This window comes from Microbacterium sp. Z6_144 (assembly GCF_057197625.1).
In genome coordinates, this window is the sequence record NZ_JBXVPT010000001.1 from 551,852 (window position 1) to 564,015 (window position 12,164).

At 69.3% G+C, this 12,164-nt stretch carries 14 protein-coding genes; 10 read left to right on the forward strand and 4 right to left on the reverse strand.

Annotation, left to right across the window (positions count from 1 at the left end; all coding sequences use genetic code 11):
* Positions 1-60 precede the first annotated feature (60 nt).
* Positions 61-1,461 carry an amidohydrolase family protein gene (locus AC2DGY_RS02670; RefSeq protein ID WP_484508153.1) on the forward strand — a complete coding sequence of 467 codons (1,401 nt, stop codon included), beginning with the start codon at positions 61-63 and terminating at the stop codon, positions 1,459-1,461.
* Here AC2DGY_RS02670 and AC2DGY_RS02675 read toward each other — a convergent pair whose 3' ends face one another.
* Complete coding sequence (locus tag AC2DGY_RS02675; protein ID WP_484508154.1) at positions 1,462-2,151, reverse strand: hypothetical protein; 690 nt, start codon at positions 2,149-2,151, stop codon at positions 1,462-1,464.
* Positions 2,152-2,499: 348 nt separating this feature from the next.
* Between AC2DGY_RS02675 and AC2DGY_RS02680 the strand changes: the two genes are divergently transcribed.
* From AC2DGY_RS02680 to AC2DGY_RS02690, 3 genes are read left to right on the forward strand one after another with little or no spacing between them, the layout of a single operon-like run.
* Positions 2,500-3,237, forward strand: coding sequence for a hypothetical protein (locus AC2DGY_RS02680; protein WP_484508155.1), 738 nt, complete (start codon positions 2,500-2,502; stop codon positions 3,235-3,237).
* A complete protein-coding gene (locus AC2DGY_RS02685) occupies positions 3,215-3,628 on the forward strand; it encodes a phage holin family protein (RefSeq protein WP_484508156.1) in 414 nt (137 codons plus the stop codon). Before AC2DGY_RS02680 ends, AC2DGY_RS02685 begins: the two co-directional genes overlap by 23 nt.
* Positions 3,625-4,203, forward strand: coding sequence for a DUF3618 domain-containing protein (locus AC2DGY_RS02690; RefSeq protein WP_484508157.1), 579 nt, complete (start codon positions 3,625-3,627; stop codon positions 4,201-4,203). Before AC2DGY_RS02685 ends, AC2DGY_RS02690 begins: the two co-directional genes overlap by 4 nt.
* Positions 4,204-4,266: 63 nt before the next feature.
* Here AC2DGY_RS02690 and AC2DGY_RS02695 read toward each other — a convergent pair whose 3' ends face one another.
* Positions 4,267-5,307 (reverse strand): LacI family DNA-binding transcriptional regulator, encoded by a 1,041-nt coding sequence (locus AC2DGY_RS02695; protein WP_484508158.1) that lies wholly within the window; start codon positions 5,305-5,307, stop codon positions 4,267-4,269.
* Between the two features lie 157 nt (positions 5,308-5,464).
* Here AC2DGY_RS02695 and AC2DGY_RS02700 point away from each other — a divergent pair, with 157 nt between their 5' ends.
* From AC2DGY_RS02700 to AC2DGY_RS02715, 4 genes are read left to right on the forward strand one after another with little or no spacing between them, the layout of a single operon-like run.
* Positions 5,465-6,832, forward strand: a complete 1,368-nt coding sequence (locus AC2DGY_RS02700; protein WP_484508159.1) for an ABC transporter substrate-binding protein — start codon at positions 5,465-5,467, stop codon at positions 6,830-6,832.
* A gap of 3 nt (positions 6,833-6,835) precedes the next feature.
* Positions 6,836-7,801: a carbohydrate ABC transporter permease gene (locus tag AC2DGY_RS02705; RefSeq protein WP_484508160.1), complete on the forward strand. Its 966-nt coding sequence runs from the start codon at positions 6,836-6,838 to the stop codon at positions 7,799-7,801.
* Complete coding sequence (locus tag AC2DGY_RS02710; protein ID WP_484508161.1) at positions 7,798-8,622, forward strand: carbohydrate ABC transporter permease; 825 nt, start codon at positions 7,798-7,800, stop codon at positions 8,620-8,622. Before AC2DGY_RS02705 ends, AC2DGY_RS02710 begins: the two co-directional genes overlap by 4 nt.
* 2 nt (positions 8,623-8,624) lie before the next feature.
* Positions 8,625-9,659 (forward strand): alpha/beta hydrolase, encoded by a 1,035-nt coding sequence (locus AC2DGY_RS02715; protein WP_484508162.1) that lies wholly within the window; start codon positions 8,625-8,627, stop codon positions 9,657-9,659.
* 70 nt (positions 9,660-9,729) lie between these two features.
* On the opposite strand, the gene AC2DGY_RS02720 is transcribed toward AC2DGY_RS02715, so the two are convergent.
* A complete protein-coding gene (locus AC2DGY_RS02720) occupies positions 9,730-10,362 on the reverse strand; it encodes a DedA family protein (protein ID WP_484508163.1) in 633 nt (210 codons plus the stop codon).
* Between the two features lie 11 nt (positions 10,363-10,373).
* Positions 10,374-10,823, reverse strand: coding sequence for a hypothetical protein (locus AC2DGY_RS02725; RefSeq protein ID WP_484508164.1), 450 nt, complete (start codon positions 10,821-10,823; stop codon positions 10,374-10,376).
* A gap of 131 nt (positions 10,824-10,954) precedes the next feature.
* Between AC2DGY_RS02725 and AC2DGY_RS02730 the strand changes: the two genes are divergently transcribed.
* Together AC2DGY_RS02730 and AC2DGY_RS02735 are read left to right on the forward strand one after the other, a co-directional pair.
* Positions 10,955-11,404, forward strand: a complete 450-nt coding sequence (locus AC2DGY_RS02730; RefSeq protein ID WP_484508165.1) for a hypothetical protein — start codon at positions 10,955-10,957, stop codon at positions 11,402-11,404.
* Between the two features lie 62 nt (positions 11,405-11,466).
* Positions 11,467-12,111, forward strand: a complete 645-nt coding sequence (locus AC2DGY_RS02735) for a TetR/AcrR family transcriptional regulator (protein WP_484508166.1) — start codon at positions 11,467-11,469, stop codon at positions 12,109-12,111.
* The last annotated feature ends 53 nt before the right edge of the window (positions 12,112-12,164 follow it).

Here is a 12,164-nt window from a genome sequence, read left to right on the forward strand (position 1 = left end):
AATCCGCGACACATGCTCTGCGTCTCTAGCGTGAGAACCAGTGACCCCGAAAGGAACCCCATGAGTGTGCGAAACCAGCCGGAAGCGCGTGATCGGATCATGGCCGCACAGAACGATCCTGACCGCGCCGTGCTCATCGAGGGGGCAACGGTCATCACCATGGACGGCACCGCCCCGTTCCTTGGTGACGTCCTCATCCGTGGCAACCTCATCGAGGCGGTCGGTCCCCGGCTGGGTGAGCGCGTGACCGACGCGATTCGCGTCGATGCGTCGGGGTGCCTGCTGCTGCCGGGTCTGATCGACTCCCACGTGCATGCGTGGGAGGGGCAGCTGCGCGGGATCGCGCCCGACGCCGAGTTCGGTGACTACGTCGCGCTCACCCACGGCGGCCTGGCAAAGCACTACCGTCCGGAGGACATCGCGATCGGGGAGAAGCTGACCGCCCTGCAGGCTATCAACGCGGGAACCACCACCATCGTGGACAACAGCCACAATTCCCGCAGCCGCGCTCACAACGATGCGGCGATCGAGGCTCTCCTGTCCACCGGCATCCGCGCCGTGTACGCGGCCGGCAGTGCACAGTTCGGCGAGCACGAGAATCACCTGCCCGCGGATCTCCTGCAGCTGCGGCGGGAGTACTTCGAATCCGGGCAGGACAGGGTCACGCTCCGGCTCCTGGACGTTCAACCGTCGATCGGCAACTGGGAATTCGCCCGCGAGCACGGATTCGGTCTCTGCGCGGAGATGGGGTCGTGGAGCCCGATCCTCGATGAGCTCGCGGCCTCCGGCCTGATGGGCCCGGACCACACGTACAACCACTGTTCCGGGCTCTCCGCCGAGGTGTGGAGTGCGATCGCCGACAGCGGCGCCGCCGTCAATCTCGTTCCACGGTCGGATTCGCACTTCGGACTCGGAGCATTCGCGCCCGTCCTCGAGGCCCAGCGGCGCGGGATCGTGGTTGGCATCAGCAGCGACAACGAGATCAGCTACGGCCATGACCTGTTCGCAGAGATGAGGGCCTTGCTGACGGTGCAGCGTGGGCTGAGCTTCGCCGCGGAGCTGTCCGGAGACACGACAGCACCGCCCCGGTACGGGGCTTACGACGTCCTGCGCGCTGCGACGGTCGGCGGGGCGCGGAACGCGGGTCGCTCGGACGAGATCGGTACGGTGACCCCCGGGAAGCGTGCCGACCTGGTGCTGCTCAGCCTCGAGGACGTGACGACCCGGCTGTGGGGTTCGGCGGTGGGAACGGTCGTGAACTTCGGCGGCACGGGGACGGTGGACACGGTCTTCATCGATGGCGAGGTGCGCAAATGGGGCGGCGACGTCGTGGGGGTGGACGTGAACGCGCTCGTGCGGGCGGGCGAAGACTCCCGCGCGTACCTGCTCGAGCGGTTCGGCCTCGACCTCGCCGACGTGCGCGCCGCGCCCCACGGGGAGGTGTCCTCGCGGACGCGCTGATCACGAAGCCCGGCTGTACACCTTGTGGGGCCGTCCGCGCGATTCGGCGATGGCCTCGACGTCGATCTCGCCGAGAGTCACGAGGTACTCCAGGTAGCGCCGCGCCGTCACACGCGAGATCCCGAGCCGCGCGGCCACGAGCGCCGCGGAGAGGGGATGCGCCTCGGCGAGCAGCAGGTCCCGGACGATCTCGAGGCGGTGGGTGGACAGTTCGCGGGGCACCCACGCGCGCGAAGGGTAGGCGGTGGAGCGGAGTTGGTCGATCTCGGTCTGAGAGAGGTGCGCGGCATCCGCGCCGTGATAGTTGCTCAGTTGGCGCACCGATTGGATGAAGCGGTCGGGGCCGACGGGGGCGACGAGATAGTCGTTGGCGCCCAGCCGCAGCGCGTCCCGAAGTGCGTACGCCGACGGCTGTGAGGTCACGATGATCACCTCCAGCTCCAGCCGGGATGCGCGTATCGCGCGCAGGAGTCCGATGGACGGACAGGTCGACAGGACCCCGTCGCGCTCGAACTCGCCGAGCACGAGCAGCCCTGGTCGGCTGGAGTTGATCGCCTCGCCTGTGCTGGCAGGATCGCGGCGCACCGCCATGGCCCGAGCTCCCGGGACGGTGCTGCTCCATGCGCGCAGCCGATCGGCGCGCGAGCGGTCCCCGTCGGCGATGAGTATGTCCAAGCGTGACTCCGCCATCCCGATAACCTCCATCGCTCGCACCTACGCCGGCCTGGAGACAGCATTCCGGACGACCTGCCCGACCTCAAGCGTGATTTCGACGCCATCGACCCGGTTGCGTAACGATGGGCACCGACGCGAGTCGACTTCGAGTCGTACGACTTCGAGCCGGCCGATTCCTTCTGCTTCGACCCCGGCGCCACCGCCTGACTCATTCCTCGAAGGGTCATCTCACCCCCGATCCGCGCGGCGCCCGCCCGCGCGCGTTACACGTCCAGCCGCTCGCGTCAACCCAGGCGCACGAAGGGCCCGCGGTCGCATAGACCGGTACCGAGTCGGTCCCCCGATCGGCAGCGAGAGGAAGACATGTCAGAAATGTATGGAAGCGGGTCGGCGGGTGCATCGGGGGCTTCAGAGCCTCAGCCGGGCACGGTCGAGACCGCGAAGAATGAAGCAGGCGAGGTCGCCGGTACCGCCAAGGAGCAGGCCGGCCACGTCGTAGAGACCGCCAAGACCGAGGCTGCATCCGTCGCCCGCGAGGCGAAGACCCAGGTCAAGGACCTCTACTCGCAGACCCAGACCGAGCTGAAGGAACAGGCCGCCGTGCAGCAGCAGCGCGTGGCCGATGGCCTCCGCTCCCTCGGGGATGAGCTGGGCTCGATGGCCGAGAAGTCGGAGACGCCCGGGGTTGCCGCAGACCTCGTGTCGCAGCTGTCCTCCCGTCTGAGCGGCGCAGCCACGTGGATCGGCGACCGCGACCCGGGATCCTTGCTGAGCGAAGTGAAGTCGTACGCGCGCCGCAAGCCCGGCGTCTTCATCGCGGCCGCCACGATCGCAGGACTCGCGGCGGGCCGGCTGACGCGTGCCCTCGCCGAGCAGGCGGCGGACGACAAGGACGCATCATCGGCCGCGTCCGCGACCGTGACGACGGGGTCGACCACGGGCACCGTCGGCGCGACCGGCGTCCGTCCGGTGCCGCCGGTTCCGGGTGAGTTCGGTTCCGCACCCGCCGGTTCGCCGGCCGTCGGGACCCCGGTCTACGACCAGATCCGTGGCACCGGGTCCGGTGAGGGGAGCACAGATGTCCGATCAGACACCCTCTGAACAGAAGGCAGCGACGAACTCGCTGGGCGAACTGCTCAGTGAGGTGACCGGCGACCTTTCCACGCTCATGCGGCAGGAGCTCGAGCTCGCCAAGGTTGAGCTGCGAGAGTCCGCCAAGCGCGCCGGAAAAGGCGCGGGCATGTTGGGCGGCGCCGCGTACGCGGCCATCATGGCGATCTTCTTCCTGTCCGTGGCCCTGTGGTGGGCGCTCGGATGGCTGGTCGGTCTCGGCTGGTCGGCCGTGATCGTCGCCGTGATCTGGGGTGTGATCGCGCTGGTGCTGTACCTGTCCGGCCGCAAGCAATTGAACGAGACCAAGGGGGCGCCGCAGACCGTGGACACGCTCAAGCAGATCCCCGACGCCGTGAAGAGAAATGAGGAGAACCGATGAGCGATTCACCGGAAGCCATCCGTGCGAACATCGACCGCACCCGCCAGGAACTCGGCCTCGATGTCGACGCGCTCGCCGACAAGGTGACGCCGTCCAAGATCGCCCAGCGCCAGACCGACAAGGTCAAGGGCGCCTTCGGGTCCGTCCGTGAGCGCATCATGGGCGCCGCCGACGACGCATCCTCGTCGGTGCAGGGTGCCGGCTCGTCCGCCGCTTCGGGCGTCTCCGACGCCGGTCAGCGGCTGGCGTCGAAGGCGGAGGGGAACCCGCTCGCCGTCGGTCTGATCGCCTTCGGCGTCGGACTCGTCGTAGCCTCCCTCATCCCCGCCTCGGAGAAGGAGAAGCAGGTCGCCGGAGCCGTCAAGGAGCAGGCGCAGCCTCTCGTCGATGAGGCGACGAATGTCGCCAAGGAGGCCGGGGAGCACCTTCGGGAGCCCGCTCAGGAGGCGATGGCCGCCGTCAAGGACACCGCGACCGACGCGGTGTCCAACGTCCAGGGCGAAGCCACGGATGCGGCCGGCACGGTCACCGACCGGGCGCGCGACGCCCGCGGCACCGTGAGCGACAACGGCTGATCTCGCGCGATCAACGGGTGCTGCGCGGCTGAGGCCGCGCAGCACCCGTCCTTATTTCGACGGTCAGGACGGCTCGGCGGACACCGACCCGCGCAGGCGCAGCGGCATGGGCAGCCGGTCCACATGCGGGGCGACGGGGAAGGGTTCCTCCAGCAGCGTCTGGATCGCGCGGTGTCCGAGTTCGTGGTGGGGGATGGCGAACGTCGTCAGGCCGGGGCGCAGCCAGCCGGCGAGCTGATGGTCGTCGAAGGAGACGACGGAGAAGTCACCGGGGATGCTGAGACCCGCCTCCGCGATGGCCTGATACGCACCGAAGGCCAGGCGATCGTTGAACGTGATGAGAGCACCGCGGCGTTCGCCCGTCGAGAGCAGCCGCGAGGTGGCTCGCCAGCCGTCCTCTGGCAACCAGACGTTGCACAGTTGCGCGCTCGCCGGCGACACGCCCGCCTCGGAGAGCGCGGCGAGGATTCCGGCGAGGCGCTCCCTTCCGGCCACGGTCTGCCCTGGAACGTCATCCAGGGAGGGGCCCGCTCCGATCAGGTGGATGCGGTCGTGGCCGGACTCGAGCAACGTCGCGGCCGCCGCCCGGCCGGCGGCGTATTCATCGGGGACCACCGCGGGGGCAGAATCGAGCGGGTCGGGAAGCGCGTTCAGGAGGATGGCGGGGCGGTTACGCAGCGCGCCGGGAAGAGATCGCTCGCGCGTGAACATCGACGCGATGACGAATCCGTCCACCTGGCGATCGAGCATGGCGTCCACGAGGCGATCCTCCTCGTGGCGATCGCCCTCCGTTTCGCCGATGAGCAGCATGTAGCCGTTGCGGTGCGCGTGGCTCAGCGCCCCCTTGATCATGTCGCCGGCGAGTTGCGAGGTGGCCACGGTGTCGGAGATGAATCCGATGGTGCGACTCGAGCCGCTCCGGAGCCCCGCCGATACGATGTTCGGCCGGTAACCGAGCTCGGACGCGACCCGGCGGACGCGTTCCTGGGACGAACTCGAGATCCGCAGCTCATCGCCGCGCTCGCTGAGCACCAGGGACGCGGTGGTCCGCGAGACGCCCGCTGCACGCGCGACGTCGGCGAGCGTGACTCGTCTCTGACTCACTGGGCCCTCCGCTCTGCGAAGATCCTAGCCGGGTCGGTCTTCGTGGGCGGCCGCCCGTCACCGTTGACAGCGGGCGGGTCCAAACGAGATGATGACCGTGCTAACGCGGTTTAGCACCGCATCCATGCATCCTGCTCCGGATCGAAGGGAGACACCGGTGTCTCATTCACAGCATCCACACGCGCGCGCACTCGCTCAGGGAGGCGTGCTGATCCTTGCGGTGTTCGCCGTCACGGCGTGTGCCCCTCCCGGGGGCGGCACCGCCGCCCCGACGAGCTCCTCCGGCCCGGTATTCGGCGGAGGTGAGCCGACCTGCGGCGAGGACGATGTCGTCCTCGACATGTACGCCGAAACGGGGTTCGCGCTACCGACGGAGCTGGCGGACGAGTTCACGCGCCAGTACCCGAACGTCACGTTCGACGTCCGTGAAGACCAGTTCGCCGTGCTCACCCAGAACGCGCCGCGTGTCCTGCGCGACTCGCCCCCCGATCTCATGCGCCTGCCGCAGATGTCGGAGCTCGCCGAGGGCGGCCTCCTCCTCGACCTCGACCCCTACGCCGAGGTGTTCGGATGGACCGACTGGCCCGAGTCGCAGCTCGAGCAGCTGCGGGTGGATGAGGACGGCCGTCGCGGCGACGGACCGCTGTACGCCATGGGCCTCAACTTCTCCATGACGGGCGTCTTCTACAACAAGGAACTCGCCGCTCAGATCGGGATGACGCAGGCGCCGCAGACGCTCGAGGAGTTCGACGGCTACCTGCAGGCCGCCCAGGACGCCGGGCTGACTCCGATCGCGCAGTTCAACGGCGGCGCGACAGGCGGTCTGCTCTTCCCGCTGCAGGGGCTCATGGCCTCCTACGGGGAGACCCCGCCCGTCAACGACTGGATCTTCCAGACGCCCGACGCGAGCATCGACACTCCTGACAACCTCGCCGCCGCCGAGCACCTGCAGGGCTGGGTGGAAGCCGGCTACTTCGCCCCTGACGTGAACTCGCTGGATTACTCCCAGATGATGAGCCGGTTCATCGGCGGGGAAAGCGTGTTCATCTTCAGCGGAGACTGGGAGTCGGGCAACCTCGACACGCAGATGGCGGGGAACGCCGGGTTCTTCCTCGTACCGCCCGTCGACGAGGGGGGAGCACAGGGTGCGATGTCCGCCCCGCTGACCTACGGCATCTCCGCGTTCGCCGAGAACCCCGACTGCGCAGCCTTCTTCCTCGACTGGGTCGCGACCGATGAGACGGCACGCACGATCACCGTGGAGGTGGGCGGGTCGCACCCGATGGGCCCCGCGGACGCATTCATGCCGGAGGTGGCTGCCGGGTCGGTGACCGAGGCGACCCTCGCCGCCGGAACCGTCATCAACGAGAAGAACGGTGCGATGGACTTCATCGCGAACGCTACGGGCGCCATCTACGCCCAGAGCTGGACCCCCAACGTCCAGCGTCTGGTCGCCGGCGAGCAGGATGCTGCGGGCCTGCTGAGCTCCGTCCAGTCGGACTACGAGAACGAACTCGCCGACTGACGGATGTCTTCCCCTCGTCAGGCTGCGGCGCCGGTGTCCCGGATCGGCGTCGCAGCCCCTTCCTCAGGGCCGGCGCCCCGCCCCGGCGCGCGCCGGCGGCGCCTCGCGTGGGCGGCGCGGGCATACCTGCTCGTGGTGCCCGCCGCGCTGTTCTACATCGCGTTCGTCGTGGCACCCATCATCCGCACCGCCCAGTACTCGCTGTATGACTGGGACGGCATCCAACTCGCCACGTGGGCGGGGTGGGACAACTACGTGGAGGTCTTCGCGAACCCCACGCTGGTGGGCTCGATCCTCAATTCCTTCGAGTTGATCATCTACTTCAGCATCATCCCGGTCATCCTCGGTCTCTTCGCGGCGAACATCATCCGGGGCATCGCGGCGAGCCGGCTCGCCGTCGTCGCGCGTACGGTGTTGTTCCTCCCGCAGGTGATCCCGCTGGTGGCCGCCGGCATCATGTGGACGTGGCAGCTGTCGACCAACGGGCTCATCAACCAGCTGCTGGAGGTCGTCGGACTCGGTGGACTCGCGCGCGCCTGGCTGGGCGACACCCAGACGGCGCTGCCCGCGGTCGGTGTCATCGGCGCGTGGGTGCAGTTCGGCCTGTGCCTGCTGCTTCTCCTGGCCGGCATGACCAAGATCGACCCTTCGCTGTACGAGGCGGCGCGGATCGACGGCGCGGGGCCGGTCCGCGAGTTCTTCTCGATCACGCTGCCGAGTCTGCGTCAGGAGATCGCGGTGTGCGTGACGATCACGGTCATCTCGGCGCTGGCGAGCTTCGACATCATCTACATCTCGACGCAGGGCGGCCCCGCCAACAGCACCCTCGTGCCCGGCCTGCAGATCTACTATCTGGCGTTCTTCGAGCGGGAGATCGGCACCGCCTCGGCGCTCGCCGTCGTGCTGATGGTGCTGGTGCTCATCATCGTCCTGCCGCTGCAGCGCGTGCTGAGAGGGCGTGACGCGTGATCGTTTCGGCGCGTGAAGTGTGGCTCGGCCGCGCCCTCCTGGTGCTGCTCATGCTGATCACCGTGATGCCCTTCGTGAGCCTCTTCGTTACGGCCTTGCACGAACCCGGCACCTACCCCGGTGGGCTCAGCTGGCCCGAGGAGCCGCACTGGGAGAACTTCGTACTGGCCTTCCAGGCGGCCGACATGCTGCAGCTGCTGTGGTCGAGCGTGCTCATCGAGCTCGGTGTGGTCCCGATCGCGATCCTCATCGCAACCCTGGCCGGCTTCGCGCTGGGGCACCTCAAGCCCGCTGGCGGGCGCGGCGTGTTCATCGCGTTCCTGCTCGGGCTGACCCTCCCGTTCGAGGGCATCATCGTGCCGCTGTACTACCAGATGCGTGAGATCGGGCTCTTGAATACCCGGTGGGCGATCATCCTGCCCCTCATCGGCTTGTTCATGCCCTTCGCGGTCACGTGGATGCGGGCGCACTTCATCAACATGCCCCAGGACGTCTCGGAAGCGGCCCGCGTCGACGGGGCCACCACGTGGCAGCTCTTCTGGCGCATCCACGTTCCGCTTTCCGTCCCTGCGCTGTCTTCCCTCGCGATCCTGCTGTTCCTGTGGACGTGGAATCAGTTCCTCCTCGCCGTGGTGCTGGTGGACGACCCGGCCCAGCGGACGATGGCCGGCGCCCTCGGAGCTTTCCAGGGGCAGTGGGGGACCGACATCCCGCTGCTGTGCGCAGGGTCGCTGCTCATCCTCACGCCGACTCTGATCGTGTTCCTCGTCTTCCAGCGTCAGTTCGTGGCCGCCCTCCTCCAGGGCTCGCTGAAAGGCTGACGATGACGACCCCGCCGCCGTTCGACCCCGAGATCGCCGCTGCCCTGCGGGCGCGAAGCGACGTCGTCACGTCACTGCGGACGAACGAGATCGCCGGCCTCCGGGCGGGAATCACGCGCCCGACCGACGCCGAGATCACTCTCGGCGGGGCGTTCGACTTCTCGGAGCACGTGGTGCCGTCGTTCGACGGGGCAGAAGTGCCGATCGTCGTGCTGCGCCCTCGCGACGCTGAGATCCCTGTGCCCGTTCTGTACCACGTGCACGGTGGCGGGCTCGTGGTGGGGACACCGTACGAGGATCTTCCTTCTCTTGCGGCTCTCGCGAGGGATCTGGGATGCGCCGTGGCCTCGATCGACTACCGGCTCGCGCCTGAGCACCCCTATCCCGTCCCGGTGGAGGACGTGTATGCGGGGCTGACGTGGCTCTTCGCTGAATCGGGCACGTTGGGGTTCGACTCCACTCGTGTGATCCTCAGCGGGGTGAGCGCCGGCGGCGGTCTGGCTGCTGCGGCGGCACTCCTCGCGCGGGACCGGGGCGGTCCGGTCGTTCGCGGGCAGCTGCTGGCGTGCCCGATGCTCGATGACCGGAACGACACGCCATCGGCGCACCAGATGGCGGGTATCGGGGCGTGGGACCGTACCGCGAATGAAACCGGCTGGACCGCCTACCTCGGTGCCGAGCGGGGAGACGTTCCCGCCTACGCGTCGCCGGGTCGGGCGACCGACGTCTCCGGTCTTCCGCCGATGTTCTTGGATGTCGGATCGGCCGAGACGTTCCGCGATGAGGTCGTCGCGTATGCCGCACGGGTGTGGGAGTGCGGGGGCGAGGCCGAGCTGCACGTCTGGCCGGGTGGCGCGCACGGCTTCGACACCCTCGCACCCGACGCGGCCCTCAGTCGCGCGGCCCGCGCCGCGCGACTGGGATGGCTGCGGCGGCGTCTCTCCGCCAAGCCCCCCCGCGGCGCGGGAGTCGTCGGTCCCCGCGGCGCGGGTCTTGCCCTGAGCGCTCCGCGGCCGCCCTTGTCGCCGATGCCGTGAGGGGTGCGCCGCATCCCGTTGCTCTGGGCTTCCTGGGCGAGCGGTACGCGGGGAGTTGAACGACGGGGGCTCACCGGGTCCTTTGCAGCGCGGATCTGCGCCTCCAGGCGAGGCACCGATCCACCGCGACGCCCGCGACGAGGGCGATCGTCACGGCGATGATCGTGGCCAGCAGAGGCTCGGGAGTGACGAACGAGCCGACCAGGACCGCGATCACAACGGATACGCAGGCCCACGCCGTGGCGCTCGCCAGGCTCAGCACCAGGAATCGCCGGTAGGGGAGGCGTGCCGCGCCCGCCGCCATGTTGATGAGGATGCGGGCGACGGGGACGAAGCGTCCGGTGAGGAGGATGCTCTCCGGTCGACGGTGGAACTCTCGGCGTACCCCGTCTGCGGCGGCGCCGGATCGTCCGCGCCTCATCCACGGCAGGGGCGTCAGCCCGACCCGGCGTCCGATGGCGTAGGCGATGTTGTCACCGATCCACGCACCGACCGTCGCGGCGCCGACCACGGCGACGATCATCGGCGGGTGGGTGGTCCACGTCACCGCGGCGGCGGTGATGAGCACGACTTCGCTCGGAACCGGCGGGAAGAACCCGTCGATGACGCAGACGGCCAGCAGGACCGGCAGGACCCACGGCGAGGCGGCGGCCGCGACGAGGAATGCGTCCACGTTCGCGAAGAGATCGAGCAGCGGTTGCACGACGCCCCCGCTCAGCGCACCGGTGCGGGCAGCCGGGGGTGCGGGCGGCGGGCACCGGCGCGGCGCGCGACGTCGACGCACCAGCGCACCGACACCACCACTGCGGTGATGAGGACGTACATCAGGACGAAGAGGGCGGTGAGCAGGTGGAAAGCGATGATGCCGAGGATGGGGAGGGCCTTGCCGAGGAAGGAGGTGATGCCGGTCATGATCGTGCCTCTCTGAGGGCGGTCGCTGCTGACCCCGCGAGGTACGGGGACGGGTGCCGACGAGCCATCCAGCGCCGATGCGAGTCGGGTCGGCGGGAGCACAGAGTCGGCGTCGCAGCGCGCGATGATGTCGCCGGATGCCGATGAGCACGTCGTCGGCCGGGCGGGACTGCTCGGCGAGCGAAGCGAGGCACCGCCGAGCATCCGGGCGTCGTTGAGGACCGGGATGACGACGGATATCGATGTGCGCATGCCAGCAGGTTAGGAACCCGCGGTCGCCTCGCGCGTCGCCCGGGCGTAGCGACTGACCCCCTACCCGGGTACCACGGGATTGTCTTCTCCAGGAGGATTCGCGCGACGGCCGCGCCTGCGAAAGTCTTCCCATGGCCGACAGATCCGACATCCGCACCCCGCTTGCAGCGCCCCTCACCCGGTCCGACTGGGTGACGTGGCGCGACCTCGACGCCACCGAGAACGCCGCGGTATCCGTCATCGTCCCGGCGGGTGAATCCGACGTCGATCTCGAGGTGCGCCTCCCGGCGGCGCTCAATCAGACCGTCGCGCCGCACGAGATCGTCGTCATCGACTCCTCGCCGGACGGACGCCACTTCGCCGCCGTCGCCCGCCTCGAGCAGGGCGAGACGCGCACGCCGATCCGATACGTCCGCTCACCGGCTCTGAGCCCGGGGGCACTTCGCCGGCTGGCGGCGCGACTGGCAGTCGGCAACGTCCGGGCGTTCGCGTTCGCCGGATCACTCCTTCCCGCCACGTGGGTGGAACGGATCACGACCGCCGCGCGCGGGATGCGGTCGCCGACGATCTCGATGGCGTGACGTTGCTCGTCCGCCGGGCCGTCACCGCGTAGCATCCCGCGCCGGGGTGCCAGACTGGTGCGATGACCACCCCGCCGGACGCCGTCACGACCGCGGCCGCCCCGGCACGACGGGGGCGCCCCGGCTACGACCGCGACCGGGTGCTCGCGATCGCCGTGCAGCTGTTCAACGAGCAGGGCTACGACGCCACATCCGTCGCCGATCTGGCTCAGCGGCTCGGGCTCACGAAGTCGGCCCTCTACCATCACTTCGCCTCCAAGGAGGAGCTGCTCGCGGTTGCGCTGGATCAGGCGCTGAGCGGCCTGGAGGCCGTGCTGGATGACGCTCGGGCGCTGGAGGGGGCAGCGATCGATCGCCTCCGCCACGTGATCCGCAGCGCGGCGGACGTGCTCGTGGCGCAACTGCCGTCGGTCACCCTGCTGTTGCGGGTACGCGGCAACAGCCCCGTGGAGCAGAGCGCGCTGGAGCGACGGCGGCTGTTCGACCAGCGGGTGACGCGCCTCGTCGCCGAGGCGCAGCGCGAAGGCGACGTGCGCACCGACGTCGACGCCGCCGTGGTGGCACGTCTCATCTTCGGCATGATCAACTCGGTCGTGGAGTGGTACCGGCCGGGCGGCCCGGTCGACGGCGACCGCCTCGGCCACGACATCCTCACCGTGGCGCTGGATGGCCTCCGCACCGACGGCGCTCGTCCGCGCGAGGCCTGACGCGCCAGGGCTGAACCACCGCGGCGCGGCACCGCCGAAGCGGCACCGCGCCG